Below are 20,532 nucleotides of genomic sequence, written 5' to 3' on the forward strand. Positions count from 1 at the left end.
CAATGGAAATTTGTCAACAAATCATCGACGAGATCTATAGTTGGGCTCGTGTTCGATCTCGTCCGGCTGCGGGTGCTGGTGGCGGTGGCCAGGGAAGGCTCGGTGACCGCGGCCGCCGACGCGCTGCACTACGCGCAGCCGTCGGTGAGCCATCACCTCGCGAAGCTGGAAGCCGAGGCTGGCGTGCCGCTGCTGCAACGGGCCGGTCGCGGCGTCCGGCTCACCGAAGCGGGCGAACTGCTGGTGCGGCGGGCCGAGGAAATCCTGGGGCAGGTCGAATCGGCGCGGGCGGAACTGGCCGCGCACGCCGGACTGCGGACCGGGCGGGTGCGGCTGGCGGCGTTCCCGACCGCGCTGGCGACGCTGGTCCCCGCGGCCGCGGCGTGGCTGGCGGCCGAGCACCCCGGCATCGAACTGGCGCTCACTGAGGCCGAACCGCCGGAGGCGCTGACCGCGCTGCGCAACGGGGACGCCGACGTGGCACTGGTCTTCGAGCACGACCAGATCCCGGACCTGCGCAACATCCGGCTCACGCCATTGCTGGAGGAGCCGCTCTACGCGGTGACCGCGGCGAGTCGCGAATGGACCGGGCCGCGCGCGGAACTGGCCACCTACGCCGGGGAGAAGTGGATCGCGGGCTGCCCGCGCTGCCGGGCGCATCTGGTCGGCGCGTGCGCGGAAGCCGGGTTCCAGCCCGAAATCACCTTCGAGACGGACGACTACGTGGCCGTGCAGGCGCTCGTCGCCGCCGGGCTCGGGGTGAGCACGCTGCCGGGGCTCGCGTTGCTGGCGAACCGCCACGCGGGCGTGCGTGCGGACCGGCTCGCCGGCCACCAGCGGCGCGTTCTCCTTGCCACGTATGGAAAACCACCGCTGCCACGGCCGGTGCGGGCGCTCGCCGACGCGCTCACCGCGACCACCGGGGAACCCGGCTGGCCGCGGTGAGCCGTCCGGTCAGTCCAGCTGGGCGAGTTGCTCGCGGAGGGTGTCCAGGCCCATGCCGCCCAGTGCCAGCGCCTTGGTGTGGAACTCCTTGATGTCGAAGGACTCCCCCTTGCGCGCCCGCGCCTCCTCACGGGCGGCGAGCCACAGCCGCTCCCCCAGCTTGTACGACGGCGCCTGCCCCGGCCAGCCGAGGTACCGGTCGATCTCGTCGTACACGTGTGCCTCGTCGGTGATGGTCCGCTTCAGCATGAACTCCAGGCCCAGGTCCGGCGTCCAGCGCTCACCCCGGTGGAAGTCCAGCTCGTCCGCGATCGGCAGTTCCAGGTGCATGCCGATGTCCACGATCACCCGCGCCGCGCGGAACAGCTGCTCCGACAGCATGCCGAGCAGGTTCCCGTGGTCGTCGAGGTAACCGAGGTCCTGCATCAGCCGCTCGCTGTAGAGCGCCCAGCCCTCCGCGTGCCCGGAGGTGAAGGCGACCAGCCGCTGGTACTTGTTCAGCGAAGCCGACTGGTACACCGCGGTGGCGATCTGCAGGTGGTGCCCCGGCGCGCCCTCGTGGTAGACGGTGCTCACCTCGCGCCAGGTGGTGAACTCGTTCTTGTCCTCGGGCAGCGACCACCACATCCGGCCGGGGCGGCTGAAGTCCTCGCTCGGCGAGGTGTAGTACGCCCCCACCCCGCCACCGGGCGGGGCGATCTTGCACTCCAGCGCCATCAGCGCGTCGGGGATCTCGAAGTGCTTGCCCCGCAACGACTTCAGCGCGTCGTCGGAAAGGTTCTGCATCCACCGCTCGAAGGCTTCGCGGCCGTGGACGCGGTACCGCTCGTCGGCGTCGAGCGTCGCGGCCGCCTCGGCGAGCGTGCCGCCCGGCTTGATCCGCTCGGCGACCTCGCGCATTTCGGCTTCCAGGCGCAGGAACTCCGCGCAGCCCCACTCGTAGGCCTCACGCAGGTCCAGCCGCGCGCCGACGAAGTACCGAGACCACAGCTGGTAGACCTCTTCGCCGACGGCGTCCTTGGTCGGGGCCAGCGGCGCCAGTTCGGCGCGGAGGAACCCGGCCAGCTCCGCGTACGCCTCTTCGGCGAGCCGCGCGCCACGCTCCAGTTCCGGTGTGCGTTCCGGCGCGCCCTCGATCAGCGTGCTGAAATAGCCCTTCTTGCCGTGCAGCCCGGCCCAGGTTTCCGCCTGCTCGGCCACCTTGCTGACCTGGCGCAGCGCGGACACCCGGCCGGCGTCGGCCGCGGTCAGCAGCGAGGCACGCAGGCCGTCGAGCGACTCGGGCACCGCGGCCATCCGGGTGGCGATGGTCTGCCAGTCCTCGGCGGTCGCGGTGGGCATCAGGTCGAACACCATGCGCAGGGCCTGCACCGGGCTCTCGATCACGTTCAGCGAGGCCAGGTCGAGCCCGGCCTCGTGGATCTCCAGCTCCAGCCCGATCCGCTCGCGGAAGACCGCCTTCGCCGCGCGCTCGCCGTCGTCGGCGGGCTCGGCGGCCTCGACCGCCTCCAGCGCGCGGCGGGCCAGCGTCGCGCGGGCGGCGTACCCGGCCGGCGAGTAGTCGGTCAGCTTGTGGTCGTGGCCGGCGATGCCGTACGTCGTCGCGGCGACGGGGTCGGCGGCCGCGAGGTCGTCTACGTAGCGGTCGCAGATCGCGTGCACGCCGTGTTCAGTGGAAACCATGGCCGCACGCTACCTGGCACGCGCGGGAACCGGCAGCCGATTAGGCGCGTGCCGGGACCAGCCCGAGCCTGCTCACCACCTCGCGCGTGGCCTTCGACCGGTTGAAGGTGTAGAAGTGCAGGTCCGGCACGCCTTCGGCGATCAGCCGTTCGCACATTTCGGTGACCACGTCGAGGCCCTCGGCGCGGAAGGCGGCTGGGTCGTCTTCGAGCGGGGTGAGCCGGTCGAGCAGGCTCTTCGGCGCGGTGGCCCCGGACAGCTCGATGGTCTTGCGCAGGGTCCGCGGGGTGGTCAGCGGCATGATGCCGGGAATCATCAGCGCGTCCGAACCGGCGGCGGCCACGCGGTCACGCAGGCGCAGGAAGTCCTCCGCCTCGAAGAACAGCTGCGCGATGGCAAAATCGGCGCCCGCCTTGAACTTCCGCACCAGGTGCCGGGTGTCGGTCTCCAGGTCGGCCGAACGCGGGTGGCCGTAGGGGAACGCGGACACGCCGACGCAGAAGTCGCCGAGCGAACGCACCAGCGCGACCAGTTCCTCGGCGTAGTTCAGCCCTTCCGGGTGCGCGATCCACTCGCCGTACGGGTCGCCGGGCGGGTCGCCGCGCAGCGCGAGCACGTTGCGCACGCCGACGGCGGCGTACCAGCCGATCACGTTGCGCAGTTCCGCCACCGAGTGGTTGACCGCGGTCAGGTGCGCCATCGGCACCAGCGTGGTCTCCGTGGCCACCCTGGCGATGCTGCGAATGGTGCCGTCGCGGCTGGTGCCACCGGCCCCGTAGGTGATCGACATGTAGGCCGGGTCGAAGCCCTCCAGCTCGCGGATCGACCGCCACAGCACGGCCTCGTCGGCGTCGTCGCGTGGTGGGAAGAACTCCACCGAGAACACGGTTTCGTTACCGCGCAGCCGTTCCACCACCGAGGTCATAGCGGTCATGCTAGTGGGCTTAGTCCGGTCAATGGGACCGGCCTCCCGGGTGATGAGAAGATCACACCAGCCAGCGCAGCCCGGCCGTGACCACCACGGCGAGCGCGATCGACGGTAGCGCGGGCAACCGGACGGAGTAGGCCCCGGCGGCCACGCCCAGCCCGGCGAGCAGCCGCCAGTCGACGGCGGTCCAGCCCTGACCGGTCACGTCGGTGACCACCAGCCCGGCCAGCAACGCCGGCGCCAGCGCGGCGATCACCCCCGATGCCCACGACGGCAGCTCGCGATCACCCAGCAGCGCCGGGCCCGCCGCCTTGATCGCCACGCTGACCGCCGCCACCAGCAGGATGCCCGCCCACACCGTGCTCATGCCGCCGCCCGCCGCGTGCGCAGGCCGAGCAGCGCGGCCGCGGCCGAGCCGACGATGGCCAGCCCGACCGGCAGCACCAGCGCCAGCCCGGCGGCCAGCACCACCGCGAGCGCCGCCACCGCCCGCGCGGCGGGTTCCTTGCGCAGCTCGTCGATCAGCAACAGCAGGAAGAAGCCGGGGAACACCACGTCGAGGCCGAACCGGTGCACCACGTCCGCGGGCGGCGCGACCAGCACGCCGGCCACCGTGCCGAGCACCCAGGCCGGGAACTGCACCAGCGTGCCGCCGATCATCTTCTCCCGGTCGAACCGCCCGCCGCCGAGGTGCGCGGCGGCCCACGAGGCGTCCACCACGGCCTGGCCCTCCAGTGCCCGGCGCAGCCTGCCGCCCTTGAAGGCACCGGCCGCGGCCACGCCCATCGGCAGGAAGCGCGCGTTGATCAGTGCCGCCGCGCCGACGGCCACGCCCAGCCCGCCGCCGCCAGCCAGCGCCGCGGCCAGCGCGAACTGCGCGGACCCGGAGAACACCAGCACCGAGGCGGCGACGGGGGCGAGCGCGCCCCAGCCGAGGGTCTGGGTGAGCGCGCCGAAGGTCAGCCCGAGCACCGCGGTCGCCGTGGCGAAACCGGCGCCGACCCGGATCCCGGCGGCGTATCCACGCTTCGAGGTCTGGGAAGCCATGGTCCCAACCTAACAGGCTAAAGCGAGTTAGACCATGAGAGCCTAGGCTGGCGGACATGGCGGACAGCTGGCACGGGTACCGACTGGCGGGCGGGCACCTCGCGCTCGACCTGGTCAACACGGTGTCGTGGCGTGGCGACCCGCCACGACGGCTGGACCGGCTGGAGTTGCCCGGGTTCTTCGCGGACTGGCTCGAGCGGACCGGACTGGGACGGCCGGACGGCGATCTGTCAGCGGCCCTGCCCGGCGTCCGGGAGCTGCGTGAACTGCTCTACGACCTGCTCGCCGACAGCGCACCGCGGCAGGCGGATCTCGACCGCTTCGGTGAGCTGCTCGCCGAGGCGCACACGCGGGCGAAGGCCGAGCCCGCCCTGCCGGTCCGCTGGTCGGTGCGCGTGGAAACACCGGACGACCTCGTCCCGGCGCTGACGCTGCGTGCCGACGAACTGCTCCGCTCCCCCGACACGGCGAACATCCGCCAGTGCGAGGGACGCGGTTGCGCCTGGTTGTTCATCGACACCACCCGCAACCACTCGCGCCGGTGGTGCCGCTCGGACGACTGCGGCAACCGCGAACGCGCCCGGCGGCACTACCGGCGGGCCCGCGAACCCGTCTGATTCACCACATCTGGCCACCCCGGCTGGGCATCCATCCGGGTGAACACGGACGATGTAGGCATGAGCGAGCCGGGCTTCGACGCCGATTTCCCCGCACACGTCGAGCGCGCGCTCGAGAAGTTCCTGCGTGAAGCGGGTGACCCGATCCGCGCGATGGAACCGAGCACCGGACCCGGCGTGGACGCGCTGAGCGAGTTCGTGCTCGGTGGTGGCAAGCGGTTGCGGCCGACCTTCGCCTGGTGGGGCTGGCGCGGCGCGGGCGGGGACCCGGCCGGCCCGGACGCCGAGGGCGTGCTGCAGGCGGTGTCCAGCCTGGAGCTGGTGCAGGCCTGCGCGCTGATCCACGACGACCTGATGGACTCCTCCGACTCCCGCCGCGGCTCGCCGACCGTGCACGTGGCCTTCGCGAAGCGGCACGCCGACCACGGCTGGCTCGGTTCGGCGGCCAGCTTCGGCCAGGCCGCGGCCGTGCTGCTCGGCGACCTGGCGCTGGCGTGGGCCGACGACATGTTCGCCGCCGCCCCGCTGCCCGCGACCACGCTCGCCGCCGCCCGGCCCGCGTGGCGCGCGATGCGCACCGAGGTGCTCGCCGGGCAATACCTGGACGTGCACACCCAGGCCACCGGCGACTCCTCCCCCGAAGCCGCGCTGCGCATCGACCGGCTGAAGACCGCCGCCTACACCGTGCAGCGCCCGCTGCACCTGGGCGCCGCGCTGGCCGGGGCGGACGACCGGCTGATCGGCACCCTGCTCTCCTTCGGCCGCGACCTCGGGGTCGCCTTCCAGCTGCGGGACGACCTGCTCGGCGTGTTCGGCGACCCGTCGGTGACCGGCAAGCCCGCCGGGGACGACCTGCGCGAGGGCAAGCGGACGCTGCTGCTCGCGCTCGGCATGGAGCTGGCCGCCGCGCAGCACCGCGAGGCCGTCGCGGCGGTCATCGCGGACGCCGTCGGGGACAAGGACCTCACCGAGGACGCGGTCACCGAGGTGCGCGAAGCGCTGACCGAGGTCGGTGCGGTCGCCGCGGTCGAACGCCGCATCGACGACCTCACCGCCGCGGCGCTGGCCTCGCTCGACGCCGCCGAACTCGCCGAACCGGCCGCCACCCGGCTGCGGGAGCTGGCGGTCCAGGCCACGCAGAGGAAGTACTAGTGACCGACCGAGTCGTGGTGGTCGGCGCCGGCCTCGCCGGGCTGTCGGCCGCACTGCACCTGCTGGGTTCCGGCCGCGAGGTGACCCTCGTCGAGCAGGACGAGCGCCCCGGCGGCCGCGCCGGCCAGTCCGCGCGCGACGGGTACCGCTTCGACACCGGCGCCAGCGTGCTCACCATGCCGGAACTGGTGGACGAGGCGCTGGCCGCGGTCGGTGAGTCCATTTCGGACAGAATGCGGCTGGTTCGCCTCGATCCGGCCTACCGCGCGCACTTCGCCGACGGCAGCACGCTCGCGCTGCGCACCGAAGCCGGCGCGATGGAAGCCGAGATCCGCGAGTTCGCCGGACCGCGGGAGGCCGCGGGCTACCGGCGCCTGCGCACCTGGCTGACCGAGCTGTACGCGACGCAGAAGGACCACTTCATCGGCGCGAACTTCGACTCGCCGCTCGACCTGGTCCGCCCGGAACTGGCGAAGCTGACCGCGCTCGGCGGGTTCGGCAGGCTCGGCCCGCGCGTGGCCGGATACCTGTCCGACGAACGCGTGCGGCGGCTGTTCTCCTTCCAGGCGCTCTACGCCGGGCTCGACCCGATGCGCGCGATCGGGGCCTACGGCGTCATTTCCTACATGGACACCGTGGGCGGGGTGTACTACCCGATGGGCGGGATCGGCAAGGTCGCCGAGGCGATGGCGGACGCCGCCGAAAAAGCCGGGGCACAGCTGAAGTTCGCCACGCACGCGGCCTGGCTGGAGCGCCGCGGGTCCCATGTGGACGCTGTGCGCACCAGCGCGGGCGAGCGGATCCCGTGTGACGCGGTGGTCGTGGCCACCGAGCTGACCTCGGCGTACCAGCTGCTCGGCGCGCACCCGCGGCGGACGCTGCCGTTGCGGTACTCGCCGTCGGCGGTGGTGCTGCACGGGCACACCGGCCGGTCGTGGCCGGAACTGGACCACCACACCATCTTCTTCGGCGGCGCCTGGGAACGGACCTTCACCGAGATCATCCGCGAGGGCAGGCTGATGAGCGATCCGTCGCTGCTGGTCACCCGGCCGACCGCGACCGACCCGGCGCTGGCGCCCGAGGGCCGTCAGCTGGTTTCCGTGCTGGCACCCGCGCCGAACCTGCGGACCGGGCGGATCGACTGGGACCGCGTCGGCCCGGCCTATCGCGAGGAACTGGTGCGGACACTGGAAAACCGCGGCCTGACCGGGTTCGGCGACGAGTTCGAGCTGGTCGAGACGAGCACGCCCGCCGACTGGGCCGAGCGCGGGTTCGGCGCCGGTACGCCGTTCTCGCTGGCGCACACCTTCGCCCAAACCGGACCGTTCCGGCCACGCAATGTGCTGCGCGGCATCGAAAACGCCGCGCTCGCCGGGTGCGGGACCACCCCGGGCGTCGGCATCCCGCCGGTGCTGATCTCCGGAAAGCTCGCCGCGGCAAGGATTCTCGCCGCATGAGCGCCGAACTCGACGCCGCGGGCATCCACGACCCCGCCCTGCGTGCCGCCTACACCGAATGCCGCCGGATCAACGCGCACTACGGCCGCACCTTCTTCCTGGCGACCCGGTTGCTCCCGGCCAGGGCCCGCCCGTTCGCGCACGCGCTGTACGGCTTCGCCAGGGCGGTCGACGAGGTGGTCGACAATCCCGCGCCCGGCACCGATCCGGCCACCGCACTGGACGCGGTGGCCGCGCAGCTGGACGAGGTGTTCTCCGGGCGGACCACGGAATTCCCCGCGCTGGCCGACACCGTGCGCCGGTTCGACCTCGACCGCTCGCTGTTCGACGCCTTCCTGCGGTCCATGCGGATGGACCTGACGGTGACCGAATACGAGACCTACGCCGACCTCGCCGAGTACACCTGGGGCTCGGCCTCGGTGATCGGCCTGCAGATGCTGCCGGTGTTCGGCACGGTGAGCGGGCGCGCGGAAGCCGAGCCGAGCGCCGCCGCGCTCGGGGAAGCCTTCCAGCTGACCAATTTCCTGCGTGACATCGGCGAAGACCTCGACCGCGGCCGGGTTTACCTGCCGCGTGCCGAACTCGCGGCGTTCGGCGTGGACCGGGAACTGCTCGAATCCTGCCGCCGTCGCCAGGTCACCGACCCCCGGATCCGGCGCGCGCTGGCCGCGGCGGTGGCGCGCAACCGCGCGGTCTACCGGCGGGCCCGCCTCGGCGTTCCGTTGCTGCGCAAGGAATCCCGGCCGTGCGTGGCGACCGCGCTGACGTTGTACGAAGGCATCCTGGACGAGATCGTGGCGGCGGACTACCACGTGCTCAACCGCCGGGTCGTGGTGCCGAAGCGGCGGCGGCTCGCGGTGGCCGGGCCGAGCCTGCTCCGCGTGCAGGGGCTGGAGTTGCTTCAGGCAGCGCGGAACACCAGATCACCACTACGCTCGAAAACATGACGACACCCGCCAACCGGCCGATCCGGGTCGGAGTCCAGATCCAGCCCCAGCACGCCGACTACGCCACCATCCGCCGGGCCGCGTCCGAGGCCGAGGACCTCGGCGTCGACATCGCCTTCAACTGGGACCACTTCTACCCGCTCTACGGGGAACCCGAAGGCAAGCACTACGAGTGCTGGACCATGCTCGGCGCCTGGGCCGAATCCACCTCGCGGGTGGAGATCGGCGCGCTGGTCACCTGCAACAGCTACCGCAACCCCGAACTGCTCGCCGACATGGCGCGCACGGTCGACAACATCAGCGACGGCAGGCTGATCCTCGGGATCGGCTCCGGCTGGTTCGAGAAGGACTACACCGAATACGGCTACGAGTTCGGCACCGCCGGCGGCAGGCTGAACGACCTCGGTGACGCGCTGCCGCGCATCGAAGCCAGGCTCGGCAAGCTGAACCCGCAGCCGGTGCGCAAGATCCCGGTGCTGATCGGCGGCGGCGGGGAGAAGAAGACGCTGCGCCTGGTGGCCAAGCACGCCGACATCTGGCACGGCTTCGGCGACCCGGAGGTGGTGGAGCGCAAGGTGCGCATCCTCGACCAGCACTGCGCCGACGTCGGCCGCGACCCGGCGGAGATCGAGCGTTCGGTTGCGGTCGAGTCGGAGCCCAGCGAACTCGGGCCGCAGCTGCTCGAGCGCGGGGTCTCGCTGTTCACCGTCGGCGTGACCGGCCCCGACTACGACTTCTCCCTGCTGCGGCAGTGGGTCGAATGGCGGGACAAGACCAACGGCTGAGGCCCGCCCGCCCCGCCGAACGTCACGAATGTGGCTTTCGAGACGCAGAACGTCTCGAAAGCCACATTCGTGACATCGGCCGGGGTTACTTCGCGGCCACCCTGGCGGGTTCGCCCGGTTCGCCGGGCTTGGCCGTCGGCGCGTCGGTGGACAGCGAGTCCACCAGCTGGTCGCGGTCCGGGGTGCGCTGCGAGAAGACCAGCCCGATCACCAGGAACAGCACCAGCGAGGTGAGCAGCGGGTAGGCCACCAGCGCCTCCTTCGGGATCTTCACCCCGTTCTGCTGCGAGATGTACAGGCTCGCCCACACCACCAGCCCGCTCAGCGTGGAGGTCAGCGCGGCCACCGGGCCCATCCGGCGGAACCACGGCAGCAGGCCCAGCATCAGCGGTACCGCGATCGGTCCCATCGTGGCCGCCACCAGGTCGACCACCACCTTGAGCACCCCGCCGTTGGTGTCCAGTGACAACGCGATCGCCATGCTCAGCCCGATGAACACGAACGTGGTGATCCGCGCCAGTTTCAGCTGCGCGTCCGCGCTCATCCGTTTCGCGCCCTTCCACAGCCTGGGCAGCATGTCGCGGGTGATCACCGCCGAGATCACGTTGGCGTCCGAGGACACCATCGCCATGGTGTGCGAGAAGAACCCGGCCAGCACCAGCCCGATCATGCCGACCGGCAGCATCACCTTGCCCAGTTCGATGTAGGCGTCACCGGCGTTGGTCAGGTCCGGCACGATCAGCGGCGCGGCCCACATCGGGAAGAACAGCACCAGCGGCCAGACCAGCCACAGGAAGCTGGACAGCGCCGCGGACTTGCGGGCCGCCGCCCCGTCCGGCGCGGCCATGTAGCGCTGCGCCAGGTTCCACATGCCGCCGTTGTACTCCAGCGTCTTGATCACGAACAGCGCCATGAAGAAGGTCGAGGTGTACTCGCCGTTGAGCGGCTGGCTCCGGTCGGGCGGCAGCTGGTCCCAGATCTCCCACATGAACTGGATGCCGCCGAAGTGCGCGGCCACCGCCACGAACATCACGATGCCCGCCGCGGCCTGGATGATGAACTGGCCGAAGTCGGTGAGCGCGTCGGCCCACAGCCCGCCCATCACCGAGTAGATCATGGTGACCACGCCGACCAGCAGGATGCCGACCTCGATCGGCACGCCGGCGAACCCGCGCAGCAGGATCGCCACCGCGGACCACTTCGCCGCGATGTCGACCACCTTGAGCACCGCACCGGACCACGCCATCACCTGCTGCGTCGGCACGTTGAAGCGCCGCGCCAGGTACTCCAGCGGGGAGGCCACGCCGTGCTTGGCGCGCAGCCGGTTCCAGCGGGCGGCGAACAGCCAGCTGCCGATGCCCACGCCGACGCCGATGGTCAGCGCCCACCAGACGTAGACGGTCAGGCCCAGCCGGTAGGCCTCACTGGCGAACGCCACGAACATGACGGCGCTGTAGCCCGACATGTGGTGCGAGATCCCGGACAGCCACCACGGCATCCGGCCGCCGGCGGTGAAGAAGTCGACCACGTTCTGGATGCGGTTCTTCGACCACAGGCCGATCGCCACCATCACGAAGAAGTAAGCGCCGACCACTATCCAGTCGAGCGTCTCCATCGCACCTCCCTGAGTTCACCCGCGCGAGTTGTGTGACGTACGTCTTACGAGGGGATTTCGGTCGTTGGAAGTCTCGGCTGGGAAGTGAATCACACTTGTGACTTACTTTCACATACATGAACACTTTCCAGGCGTGCGGAAGCGCCGGTGGGGCGGGCACAGCCGGATTTCACCCGTTCGGCCGCGCGAGCGGACGACGGGTCAGGGACTAGCTCGGTACTAGCGCTGTCCTAGCTCAGGGCTAGAAGGCCATCGCCTGCGCGCGGCGCTTGACCTCGGTGCCGTGGCTGGTGCGCAACGCGTTGATCGGCGTGGTGCCGGGCAGCGTCTCGTCCGCGGCGAACAGCCAGCGGAGCATCTCGGTGCGGCCGAACCCGGCGTCGGCCAGCACGGTGATGGTGCCGCCGAGGCCCTTCACGATCGCGCCTCCGACCAGGAAGTCCGCCGGGACCATCAGCTCGCCGTCGCGCCGGACGGCGATCAGCTGGCCGTCCCGCAGCAGCTGCCGGACCTTGTTGGCCGACTGGCCCAGCGCGGCGGCCACTTCGGCCACCCCGAGCACGGCCACCCCGGCCTCGAGCACGTCATCAGCGACAGGAATCGCACTCACACCCGACACTGTGCCACAGCGAGCCCTCCGGCACCGATGGCGTAACGAAACCTCAACAAGGCCAACCATCACCCGGCAGGGCACGTCCCCAGGTGCATGGGCACATCCGTACGATCGTCAACCGTGACACGCACGGAAACCAGCCTGGTCGGCACGCTGCTCGACCGGCGGTATCGGGTCGACCGGCTGCTCGCCCGCGGTGGCATGTCCTCGGTGTACCGCGGCGTGGACACCCGGCTGGACCGGCCCGTGGCGATCAAGGTCATGGACCCGCGGTTCGCCGACGACCGCTCCTTTGTGGACCGCTTCGAGCGCGAAGCGCGGTCGGCGGCCAAGCTGCACCACCCGAACGTGGTCGCCGTGCACGACCAGGGCCTGGACAACTCCGCCGAAGTCGGCCGCGCCTTCCTGGTGATGGAACTGGTCGACGGCGGCACGCTGCGTGAGGTGCTCACCGAGCGGGGGCCGCTGGACATCGCGCTGGCGCTGTCGGTGGCCGAGCCGGTGCTCGCCGCGCTCGCCGCCGCGCACCGCGCCGGGCTGGTGCACCGCGACGTCAAACCCGAGAACGTGCTCATCGGCCGCGGCGGCCAGCTCGGCGCCGGCGTGGTGAAGGTGGGCGACTTCGGCCTGGTCCGCGCCGTGGCCAGCGCGGGAACCACCAGCTCCAGCGTCATTCTCGGCACGGTCGCCTACCTCTCCCCCGAGCAGGTCACGCTCGGCGCGGCGAGCGTGCGCGGCGACGTGTACTCCGCGGGCATCCTGCTCTACGAGATGCTCACCGGGCAGACCCCGTACACCGGCGACACGGCGATTTCGGTGGCCTACCGGCACGTGAACGACGACGTACCGGCGCCGAGCCAGGTCCGCCCCGGCATTCCGCCCGCGCTGGACCAGCTCGTCCTGCGGGCCACCCGCCGCGATCCGGAGGCCCGGCCCGCCGACGCGGGCGCCTTCCTCGACGAACTCCTGCGGGTGCGTGCCGAGCTGGGCATTCAGCCGGTTCCGGTGCCGGTGCCGCCGCCCCCGGACGTGGACCACGAATCCGACGTGGAGAAGACCACCCCGCACCTGGCCGCGATCGCCGCCGCGCCGACCGCCCCGGCCGTGCCCGCCGTGCAGCCGACGGCCGGGCCGCGGGCCACGAAGATGTACGACCGGCCGGTGCCACCACCGCCACCGCACCAGCCGCCAGCGCACCAGCCGCCGCCGTCGCCGCCCACCGGCACGCCCGCCTACCAGGAGCCACCGCCCCCGCGCAACCGGCGGCGGATGTACCTGCTGATCGGGCTGGTCGTGGTGCTGCTCGGTGGCACGATCGGCGCGGCGTCCTGGTGGTACTCCGGCGGCCGGTACGCCGAGGTGCCGAAGCTGGCCGGCATGTCGCAGGCCGAGGCGGGCGACGCGTTGCGCGCGGTCCAGCTGAACCCGGCCTACACCAAGGAACTGCACAACACGGTGCCCGCGGGCACGGTCATCCGGACCGATCCCGACGCCGGTGCCGAGGTGTTGCTCGACGAGCAGGTGTCGGTGGTCGTCTCCGAGGGCCAGCCGGTGGTGCCCGACATCAAGCCGGGCGCCGACCCGGCCACCGCGGAGCAGTCGATCCGGCTGGTCAAGCTGGAGCCGAAGCTGGACCCGGCGCTCGACGACTACAGCCCGACCGTGCCCAAGGGCGCGGTGGTCAAGGTGCAGCCGACCCCGGGCAGCAAGGCCAACATCGGCGACCCGGTGTCGATCGGGCTGTCCAAGGGCCCGCCGCCGCTGCCGGTGCCGGACGTCACCGGCAAGAGCAAGGACGAGGCGTTCAAGGCGCTGACCGACGCCGGGTTCCAGCCGTTCCAGGCCGGTGAGGAGTTCGTGCAGAACGTGCCGGCCGGCAAGGTCAGCCGGACCAGCCCGCCCGGCGGCACCGTGGTGACCGGCGGGGACAAGCGGATCGGCGTGTACCTCTCCAGCGCGGTGCAGGTGCCGAACGTGGTCGGCCGCTCACCGAAGGAAGCGGCGAAGATCCTGCGCGAGGCCGGGCTCGACCCGGACTTCAAGCGCGGCAAGGACGACGAGGGCAACGACTTCAACCTGGTGCTGGAGACCGATCCACCGGCAGGCACCCCGGTCGGCAAGGGGACCAAGATCAAGATCAGGACGTTCCTGTGATCGGCAGCCGCGGCCGGGTCACCGGCACCATCGGACCCGGCCTGATCGGCGAGGTGCTGCTGTCCGTGCGGGGTGGCACGGAGGCGTTCTACGCCTACCCGGCCGACGGTGAAGAACGATTTGAAAACGGAACCCAGGTCCTGGTGGTGGACTTCGAGGCGCCGCGTACGGTCTACGTCCAGCGCTGGCAGCCACTCGTCTGACCAGCCACTTCTGACTGGGGGAGACTGACGTGGATCCGCTGATCCTCGCCGGCGTTGTCGTCGGCGCCATCATCGTGCTGTTCGTCCTGCTGCGCATGCTGTACAAGGTCGCCGAGCCCAACGAGGCGCTGATCATCTCGGGCTGGGGCGTGCGCGTGCAGCGCTCGGAAACCGCGGACAGCCTGGGGTTCAAGATCATCACCGGCAAGGGCGTGCTGGTGATCCCCGGCTTCCAGACCGCGCGGCGGCTGTCGCTGGACACCAGGGGCGCCAACCTGCAGGTCTCGTGCGTGACCAAGCAGGGCCTGCCGGTGACCGTGCGGGCGGTGGTGATCTACAAGGTGGGCGACGACTTCGCCTCGATCGCCAACGCCGCGCGCCGGTTCCTCGACCAGCAGGACGGCATGAACAACACCATCCACGAGCTGTTCGCCGGGCACCTGCGCTCGATCGTCGGCGGGCTGACCATCGAGGAGATGATCCACAACCGGGACGCGCTCACCGGGGAGATCCGCAGTTCCTCGGCGAACGAGATGATCAAGCTCGGGCTGGTGGTGGACTCGCTGCAGATCCAGGAGATCGACGACGAGTCGGGTTACATCCTGAACCTGGGCAAGCCGCACGCGGCCGCGGTGGCCGCCTCCGCCCGCATCGCCGAGGCGCAGCGCGACCAGGAGGCCACCGAGGCCGAGCAGGTCGCCGCCGCGCAGAAGGCGGGCGCGATCCGCGAGAGCGAGATCAAGCAGGCCGGGTTCCAGGCCGAAGTGGACCAGGCGCGGGCGAAGGCGGGCCAGTCGGGTCCGCTGGCCGAGGCGACCGCCCGCCAGGAGGTCGTGGTGCAGGAGACCAGGGCGGCGGAGCTGGAGGCCGCGCTGGCCGAGCAGCGGCTGCAGTCGGAGGTCCGCAAGCCCGCCGACGCGCGCGCCTACGACACCAGGACCTCCGCGGACGCCGAGCGCGACGCGGCGATCGCCAAGGCGCAGGCCGAGGCCAAGGAGACCGAGCTGCGGGCGGCGGCCGACGCGACCAAGGTGAAGACCGCCGCCGAGGCCGAAGCGCAGGCCACCAAGGCACGCGGTGAAGCGAGCGCCGCGGCGACGAGGGCAACCGGTGACGCCCAGGCGCACGCGGCGAAGGCACAGGGCCTGGCCGAGGCCGAAGCCGCCAGGGCGAAGGGTCTCGCCGACGCCGAGGCGGCCAAGGCGAAGGGCCTCGCCGAGGCGGACGCCATCAAGGCGCGGGCCGCGGCGCTGGCGGAGAACCAGGAAGCCGTGGTGGCGCAGCAGCTGGCCGAACGCTGGCCGGAGATCGTCGAAGCCGGGGCGAAGGCCTTCGGCAGCGTGGACCACATGGTGGTGCTCAACGGCGCCGACGGTGTGTCCGACATGTTCAGCAAGGCGCTCTCGCTGGGCGGCACCGGACTCGGCCTGGCCCGCCAGCTGATGGAGGCGATGGGCCAGACCAGCAAGCCGGTGGAGCCGGAGGCCAACGGCTCGGTGGTGCCCACCACCACCGACCTGCGCTGAACCGATCGCGGGCTGGACACGTATTTCCCGCCGACCGATGAGTTCGCCGCCCGCGTCCGGTCAATACCGCTGACGGAGCCATCTGGGCGGCCTAGGATTCGGCAAGGCGGGAGGAAAGGTCGTGGTGACGATGACGGAGACGATGAGCCCGGGGGTCGACGGTGACTTCCTCAGCCAGGCCGATCCGTACCGGCGCGAGCTGATGGCGCACTGCTACCGGATGCTCGGCTCGGTGCACGACGCCGAGGACCTGGTGCAGGAGACCTACCTCCGCGCCTGGCGTGCCTACGACCGCTTCGAGGGCCGCTCCTCGCTGCGCACCTGGCTCTACCGCATCGCCACCAGCGCCTGCCTGACCGCGCTGGAGAGCCGCGGCAGGCGTCCGATGCCGACCGGGCTCGGCGCGCCCGGCTGCGAGCCCGAGGACGACCTCCAGGAACGCCACGAGGTGCCGTGGCTGGAGCCGGTGCCCGACGCGCTGACCGGGGCCGACGGCGCCGACCCGGCGGCGATCGTCACCTCGCGCGAGAGCATCCGGCTGGCGCTGGTGGCCGCGCTGCAGCACCTGCCGCCGCGTCAGCGTGCCGTGCTCATCCTCCGTGACGTGCTGAAGTGGCGGGCCGCCGAGGTCGCCGAGCTGATGGACATCTCCACCCCGGCGGTGAACAGCATCCTGCAGCGCGCCCGCGCCCAGCTGGAGAAGATCGCGCCGACCGAGAACGAGGTGACCGAGCCGTCGGCAGCCGACCAGCGCGAACTGCTCGACAAGTTCGTCACCGCCTTCGAGGCCAAGGACATCCCGGCGATCATCTCGCTGTTCACCGAGGACGCGGTCTGGGAGATGCCGCCGTTCGCCGGCTGGTACCTCGGCGCCGAGCGGATCGCGCGCCACCTGAGCAGCCGGTGCCCGTGCCGCCCCGGCCACACCCGCCTGCTGCCCACCTGGGCCAACGGGCAGCCCGCGTTCGGCACCTACCTGCGCGAGCGCGACGGCGAGCGGTTCCGCGCGTTCAACCTCCAGGTGCTCACCGTCGGCCCGGCCGGGATCAGCCACGTGGCGAACTTCGTGGACGCGGACCTGTTCGCGGTGTTCGACCTGCCGGAGTCGCTGCCCGCCGACTACCCGGCCGCCACGGCCTGAGCCACCGCCGTGTCCCCCATGCCGCCCGCGCTGGCCGGCGGGGTCGCCCTGCTGGAGCGCGCCGTCGGTTACACGCTGGGCTGCCTGCGGCTGGTCACCGACGAGTCGATGGGCAACGCCACCCCGTGCCGGGACTGGGACCTGCGTGCACTGCTGGCGCATTTGGACGACGCGCTCATCGCGCTGGCCGAAGCTGCCAACCTCGGCCGCGTCGGCCTCGACCCGGTGGCGCCGGTGCCGGGTGATCCGGCGGCTGCCGTGCGGGCACGGGCGGGTGAACTTCTCGGCGCCTGGATGGGTGAACCGGCGGCGGGTCCGGTCTCGGTGGCGGGGGCGCCGATGACCGCGGTCGTGGTTGCCGGTGCCGGGGCGCTGGAGATCGCGGTGCACGGCTGGGACGTCGCGCGCGCCTGCGGGCACGACCGTCCACTACCGCCCGCGCTCGCCGCGGAAATGCTCGAGCTTTCCGCACTGTTCGTCACCGCCGCCGACCGTCCGGAGCGATTCGCCGCACCGATCGCAGTACCCGCCGGGGCGTCCGCCGGTGACCGCCTGCTCGCTTTTCTGGGCCGGAGAGCTTGCTCACACTCGCCCGGGCTAGTCAGCCGAGATTAGTTACCTGGCAACGGTTTCACCGCGTTTAGGGCAAAAGGCGGCTGCCTCCGGCCGGGGATCGGCGGGAAACTCGACAGCGAGGAATCCCCGGAAGATCGAATGTCCTCCTTTCGAGTGAACGAGAGGATGCGTTATCCCCGTGGAAACACCCCGACCATTCCCCTGACACGTCATGCTGATGAACTGGTTGCCGATTCCACGAACCATTCCAGGGAGGTCTGATCGATGCTCGACGGCCAGCTCAGCGGACTCGATGTGGCCTTCCTCTGCCTGGAGGGCGAACGCACCCCGATGCACATGGGCGCGGTGGTGACCTTCGACGGGCCGGCCGACACCGCGCACCTCGGCCGGTTGCTCGCCGCTCGCGCGGCGCGGATTCCCAAGCTGCGCAAGCACATTCGCCCCACGCTGCTGCCGCCGGGCGGCGCGGCCTGGGCCGAGGACCCCGGCTTCGACCCCGCCGACCACATCCACGTGCACCACGTTTCCTCGCTGTACGAACCGGAACCGCTCGCCGCCTTCGCTTCACTGTGGATCGCCGAACCGCTCGACATGGACCGCCCGCTGTGGGACCTGTGCCTGGTGACCGGGCTGCCCGACGGCCGGTTCGCGGTACTGCTCAAGCTGCACCACGCGCTCACCGACGGCGCCGGCGCCTTCTCGATCGGGTCGGGCCTGCTCGACGAACTGCCCGGCGCCCGCACGCCTCGCGCCACCGCCGCCAAGCCGGTCGCCGCCAAGCCGCCGCGCAGTCCGCTGGGCCTGCTCAAGGACGGCTTCTCCGCCGTCGTCGCCCAAGCCACCGAAGGCGCGTCGATCGCGTCGTCGGTGCTGCGGGCCGCGCGGCCGTACCCGACCTCACCGATCTCCGCGCCGAACGCCGACGAACGCTGCCTCGGCTTCGTCCGCCTGGACCTGGCCGATCTCCGCCGGGTGCGCAAGGCACACGGCGGCACCACCAACGACGTGGTGCTGGCCATCGTGGCCGGTGCGCTGCGCAGCTGGCTGGTCAACCGCGGGCAGCGCGCGGACGATCGCACGCTGCGTGCGCTGATCCCGGTCAGCGTGCGCGCGCGGCAGCAGGGCAGCACCGACGGCAACCAGCTCTCGGGTTACCTGTGCGACCTGCCGGTCGGCCTGGACGACCCGGTGGCGCGGCTGCACGCGGTGCGCCGGTCGATGGACCACGCCAAGGCCAAGGGCACCGCGACCGGGCCGGGTGCCTTCCCGATCCTGGCGAACCGGCTGCCCGCGCCGGTGCACCGCCTGGCCACCAGGGCGGCCGGGCGGGCGGCGCCGCTGCTGTTCGACACCGTGGTGACGAACGTGCCGATGCCCGGCCGTCCGCTGACCCTGGACGGCGCGCGGCTGCGGGAGATCTACCCGCTGGTGCCGCTGCCGCCGCACCAGGCGCTGGGCATCGCGGTGTCGATCTACCGCGAGTCGGTGCACATCGGGCTGCAGGCCAACGGCGAGGCCGTCGCCGACCTCGGCTCCCTGCGGGACGCCTTCGACAAGTCCACCGCGAAGCTGGTCGCCACCTGCATGTGAGCCCGACACCGCCCGCGAGGTCGCGCCGGTGACTGGAGCGGGCTCGGGGCTCGGCCCCCAAGGCCGTGCTCCGAGGTCGCTCCAGTCACCGGCTCAAAAGCGACCTCGCCGCCGCGCCGGAGGCGCGGCCAAATTACGAGCGGAGCATCTCCGCGACCAGGAAGGCCAGTTCCAGCGACTGCTGCGTGTTCAGCCGCGGGTCGCAGGCGGTTTCGTAGCGGCCGGCCAGGTCGATGTCGGAGATGTCCTGCGCACCGCCGAGGCATTCGGTGACGTCTTCGCCGGTCAGCTCGATGTGGATGCCGCCGGGGTAGCTGCCCAGCTTGCGGTGCACCTCGAAGAAGCCCTGCACCTCGTCCACGATCCGGTCGAAGTGCCGGGTCTTGTAGCCGGTGGACGACTCGTGCGTGTTGCCGTGCATCGGGTCGCACTGCCAGATGACCTTGTGCCCGGACGCCTCGACCTTCTCCACGATGGCGGGCAGCACCTCGCGCACCTTGCCGTTGCCCATGCGCGCGATCAGCGTCAGCCGGCCCGGCTCGTTGCGCGGGTCGAGCCGCCGCACGTACTCCACCGCCTGCTCCGGCGTGGTGGTCGGGCCGATCTTCAACCCGATCGGGTTGTGCAGCAGCTCGGCGAAGGCGATGTGCGCGCCGTCCAGTTGCCGCGTGCGCTCACCGATCCAGAGGAAGTGCGAGGACAGGTTGTACAGCTTCGGGTTGGCCGCGTCGGCGTTGTCCAGCCGCAGCAGCGAGCGCTCGTAGTCCAGCAGCAGCGCCTCGTGGCTGGCGAAGATCTCGGTGGTGTGCAGCGAGGTGTCGGTGACCCCGCACGCCGACATGAACCGCAGGCCGCGGTCGATCTCGCTGGCCAGCGCCTCGTACCGCTCCCCGGCGGGCGAGGTGCGGACGAAGTCGCGGTTCCAGTCGTGCAGCTGGGCCAGGTCGGCCATGCCGGCCGCGGTCAGCGCGCGCACCAGGTTCATCGCGGCACCGGCGTTCGCGTAGGCGCGGATCATCCGGCCGGGATCGGGCACCCGCAGCTCCGGCTTGGCCACCAGCGAGTTGACGATGTCGCCGCGGTAGACCGGCAGCCCGAGCGAGTCGGTCGAGGCCGAGCGCGGTTTCGCGTACTGACCGGCGATCCGGCCCACCTTGACCACCGGCAGGCTGGCCCCGTAGGTCAGCACCACCGCCATCTGCAGCAGCGTGCGCAGGTTGGCCCGGATGTGCGGTTCGGTGTTGGACTCGAAGGTCTCCGCGCAGTCACCGCCCTGGAGCAGGAACGCCTCACCGTTGGCCACCATGGCCAGCCGCTGCTGCAGCCGGTCGATCTCGGCGGGCACGGTGATCGGCGGCACGCTCTCCAGCACGCCGCGCACCCGCCGGGTCAGCCCCTGGTCGGGCCAGTCGGGTTGCTGGGCCGCCGGGCGGGCCAGTGCCTCGTCGAGCCTGGCCCGCAGTTCGGGCGGCAGCGGCGGGAGTTCAGGGAGCGTGTCTACGGGAACGTCCACTGTCCAGTTCACGGGTCAAGAATATGGGGTGACCCCCGTC

Annotated in this window: 19 protein-coding genes; 12 read left to right on the plus strand and 7 right to left on the minus strand. The window is 71.4% G+C overall.

Annotated features, from left to right (window positions below; genetic code table 11):
• The first annotated feature begins 48 nt into the window (after positions 1-48).
• Complete coding sequence (locus A4R43_RS17195; protein WP_113693255.1) at positions 49-945, plus strand: LysR family transcriptional regulator; 897 nt, start codon at positions 49-51, stop codon at positions 943-945.
• Positions 946-954: 9 nt separating this feature from the next.
• On the opposite strand, the gene A4R43_RS17200 is transcribed toward A4R43_RS17195, so the two are convergent.
• The 4 genes from A4R43_RS17200 to A4R43_RS17215 all read right to left on the minus strand — a co-directional run bounded on the left by A4R43_RS17200 (position 955) and on the right by A4R43_RS17215 (position 4,603).
• Positions 955-2,628, minus strand: a complete 1,674-nt coding sequence (locus A4R43_RS17200; RefSeq protein WP_113693256.1) for a DUF885 domain-containing protein — start codon at positions 2,626-2,628, stop codon at positions 955-957.
• A gap of 40 nt (positions 2,629-2,668) precedes the next feature.
• On the minus strand, positions 2,669-3,553 hold the full coding sequence (locus A4R43_RS17205; RefSeq protein WP_113693257.1) for a methylenetetrahydrofolate reductase: 885 nt from the start codon (positions 3,551-3,553) through the stop codon (positions 2,669-2,671).
• 61 nt (positions 3,554-3,614) lie between these two features.
• Entirely contained in the window at positions 3,615-3,923 is a 309-nt protein-coding gene (locus tag A4R43_RS17210) for an AzlD domain-containing protein (RefSeq protein WP_113693258.1), read from the minus strand.
• Positions 3,920-4,603, minus strand: a complete 684-nt coding sequence (locus tag A4R43_RS17215) for an AzlC family ABC transporter permease (protein ID WP_113693259.1) — start codon at positions 4,601-4,603, stop codon at positions 3,920-3,922. Before A4R43_RS17215 ends, A4R43_RS17210 begins: the two co-directional genes overlap by 4 nt.
• 56 nt (positions 4,604-4,659) lie before the next feature.
• Here A4R43_RS17215 and A4R43_RS17220 point away from each other — a divergent pair, with 56 nt between their 5' ends.
• From A4R43_RS17220 to A4R43_RS17240, 5 genes are read left to right on the plus strand one after another with little or no spacing between them, the layout of a single operon-like run.
• Positions 4,660-5,220, plus strand: coding sequence for a CGNR zinc finger domain-containing protein (locus A4R43_RS17220; RefSeq protein ID WP_113693260.1), 561 nt, complete (start codon positions 4,660-4,662; stop codon positions 5,218-5,220).
• A 60-nt stretch (positions 5,221-5,280) separates the two neighbouring features.
• The gene (locus A4R43_RS17225) at positions 5,281-6,372 is read left to right on the plus strand and encodes a polyprenyl synthetase family protein (protein ID WP_113693261.1); all 1,092 of its coding nucleotides are present in this window, start codon (positions 5,281-5,283) and stop codon (positions 6,370-6,372) included.
• Complete coding sequence (crtI, locus tag A4R43_RS17230) at positions 6,372-7,829, plus strand: phytoene desaturase family protein (RefSeq protein ID WP_113693262.1); 1,458 nt, start codon at positions 6,372-6,374, stop codon at positions 7,827-7,829. Before A4R43_RS17225 ends, crtI begins: the two co-directional genes overlap by 1 nt.
• Positions 7,826-8,776 carry a phytoene/squalene synthase family protein gene (locus A4R43_RS17235; RefSeq protein ID WP_113693263.1) on the plus strand — a complete coding sequence of 317 codons (951 nt, stop codon included), beginning with the start codon at positions 7,826-7,828 and terminating at the stop codon, positions 8,774-8,776. The genes crtI and A4R43_RS17235 overlap by 4 nt, the downstream gene beginning before the upstream one ends.
• Positions 8,773-9,561, plus strand: coding sequence for an LLM class F420-dependent oxidoreductase (locus A4R43_RS17240; RefSeq protein WP_113693264.1), 789 nt, complete (start codon positions 8,773-8,775; stop codon positions 9,559-9,561). Before A4R43_RS17235 ends, A4R43_RS17240 begins: the two co-directional genes overlap by 4 nt.
• Before the next feature lie 85 nt (positions 9,562-9,646).
• Here A4R43_RS17240 and A4R43_RS17245 read toward each other — a convergent pair whose 3' ends face one another.
• Together A4R43_RS17245 and A4R43_RS17250 are read right to left on the minus strand one after the other, a co-directional pair.
• On the minus strand, positions 9,647-11,176 hold the full coding sequence (locus A4R43_RS17245) for a sodium:solute symporter family protein (RefSeq protein ID WP_113693265.1): 1,530 nt from the start codon (positions 11,174-11,176) through the stop codon (positions 9,647-9,649).
• Between the two features lie 241 nt (positions 11,177-11,417).
• Complete coding sequence (locus A4R43_RS17250; protein WP_113693266.1) at positions 11,418-11,786, minus strand: Rv2175c family DNA-binding protein; 369 nt, start codon at positions 11,784-11,786, stop codon at positions 11,418-11,420.
• A 123-nt stretch (positions 11,787-11,909) separates the two neighbouring features.
• On the opposite strand from A4R43_RS17250, the gene A4R43_RS17255 reads away from it, so the two are divergent.
• The 6 genes from A4R43_RS17255 to A4R43_RS17280 all read left to right on the plus strand — a co-directional run bounded on the left by A4R43_RS17255 (position 11,910) and on the right by A4R43_RS17280 (position 18,979).
• The gene (locus A4R43_RS17255) at positions 11,910-13,943 is read left to right on the plus strand and encodes a Stk1 family PASTA domain-containing Ser/Thr kinase (RefSeq protein ID WP_113693267.1); all 2,034 of its coding nucleotides are present in this window, start codon (positions 11,910-11,912) and stop codon (positions 13,941-13,943) included.
• Positions 13,940-14,146 carry a hypothetical protein gene (locus A4R43_RS17260; protein ID WP_113693268.1) on the plus strand — a complete coding sequence of 69 codons (207 nt, stop codon included), beginning with the start codon at positions 13,940-13,942 and terminating at the stop codon, positions 14,144-14,146. The genes A4R43_RS17255 and A4R43_RS17260 overlap by 4 nt, the downstream gene beginning before the upstream one ends.
• A 29-nt stretch (positions 14,147-14,175) precedes the next feature.
• The gene (locus A4R43_RS17265) at positions 14,176-15,672 is read left to right on the plus strand and encodes an SPFH domain-containing protein (RefSeq protein ID WP_236809078.1); all 1,497 of its coding nucleotides are present in this window, start codon (positions 14,176-14,178) and stop codon (positions 15,670-15,672) included.
• A 130-nt stretch (positions 15,673-15,802) separates the two neighbouring features.
• Positions 15,803-16,813: a sigma-70 family RNA polymerase sigma factor gene (locus A4R43_RS17270; protein ID WP_236809224.1), complete on the plus strand. Its 1,011-nt coding sequence runs from the start codon at positions 15,803-15,805 to the stop codon at positions 16,811-16,813.
• Positions 16,814-16,831: 18 nt separating this feature from the next.
• Positions 16,832-17,428 (plus strand): TIGR03086 family metal-binding protein, encoded by a 597-nt coding sequence (locus A4R43_RS17275; RefSeq protein WP_113693270.1) that lies wholly within the window; start codon positions 16,832-16,834, stop codon positions 17,426-17,428.
• Positions 17,429-17,653: 225 nt separating this feature from the next.
• Complete coding sequence (locus A4R43_RS17280; protein WP_113693271.1) at positions 17,654-18,979, plus strand: wax ester/triacylglycerol synthase family O-acyltransferase; 1,326 nt, start codon at positions 17,654-17,656, stop codon at positions 18,977-18,979.
• 133 nt (positions 18,980-19,112) lie between these two features.
• Here A4R43_RS17280 and A4R43_RS17285 read toward each other — a convergent pair whose 3' ends face one another.
• Positions 19,113-20,504 (minus strand): class II 3-deoxy-7-phosphoheptulonate synthase, encoded by a 1,392-nt coding sequence (locus tag A4R43_RS17285; RefSeq protein ID WP_162788502.1) that lies wholly within the window; start codon positions 20,502-20,504, stop codon positions 19,113-19,115.
• Between the last annotated feature and the right edge of the window lie 28 nt (positions 20,505-20,532).

It is taken from the genome of Amycolatopsis albispora (genome assembly GCF_003312875.1).
Taxonomy (GTDB): domain Bacteria; phylum Actinomycetota; class Actinomycetes; order Mycobacteriales; family Pseudonocardiaceae; genus Amycolatopsis; species Amycolatopsis albispora.

Excerpts from the sequence above, each read along its gene's own strand:
- A4R43_RS17200 (WP_113693256.1), bottom strand. The coding sequence starts at position 2,628 with ATGGTTTCCACTGAACACGGCGTGCACGCGATCTGCGACCGCTACGTA.
- A4R43_RS17205 (WP_113693257.1), bottom strand. The coding sequence starts at position 3,553 with ATGACCTCGGTGGTGGAACGGCTGCGCGGTAACGAAACCGTGTTCTCG.
- A4R43_RS17210 (WP_113693258.1), bottom strand. The coding sequence starts at position 3,923 with ATGAGCACGGTGTGGGCGGGCATCCTGCTGGTGGCGGCGGTCAGCGTG.
- A4R43_RS17215 (WP_113693259.1), bottom strand. The coding sequence starts at position 4,603 with ATGGCTTCCCAGACCTCGAAGCGTGGATACGCCGCCGGGATCCGGGTC.
- A4R43_RS17220 (WP_113693260.1), top strand. The coding sequence starts at position 4,660 with ATGGCGGACAGCTGGCACGGGTACCGACTGGCGGGCGGGCACCTCGCG.
- A4R43_RS17225 (WP_113693261.1), top strand. The coding sequence starts at position 5,281 with ATGAGCGAGCCGGGCTTCGACGCCGATTTCCCCGCACACGTCGAGCGC.
- A4R43_RS17235 (WP_113693263.1), top strand. The coding sequence starts at position 7,826 with ATGAGCGCCGAACTCGACGCCGCGGGCATCCACGACCCCGCCCTGCGT.
- A4R43_RS17240 (WP_113693264.1), top strand. The coding sequence starts at position 8,773 with ATGACGACACCCGCCAACCGGCCGATCCGGGTCGGAGTCCAGATCCAG.
- A4R43_RS17245 (WP_113693265.1), bottom strand. The coding sequence starts at position 11,176 with ATGGAGACGCTCGACTGGATAGTGGTCGGCGCTTACTTCTTCGTGATG.
- A4R43_RS17270 (WP_236809224.1), top strand. The coding sequence starts at position 15,803 with ATGACGGAGACGATGAGCCCGGGGGTCGACGGTGACTTCCTCAGCCAG.
- A4R43_RS17275 (WP_113693270.1), top strand. The coding sequence starts at position 16,832 with ATGCCGCCCGCGCTGGCCGGCGGGGTCGCCCTGCTGGAGCGCGCCGTC.
- A4R43_RS17280 (WP_113693271.1), top strand. The coding sequence starts at position 17,654 with ATGCTCGACGGCCAGCTCAGCGGACTCGATGTGGCCTTCCTCTGCCTG.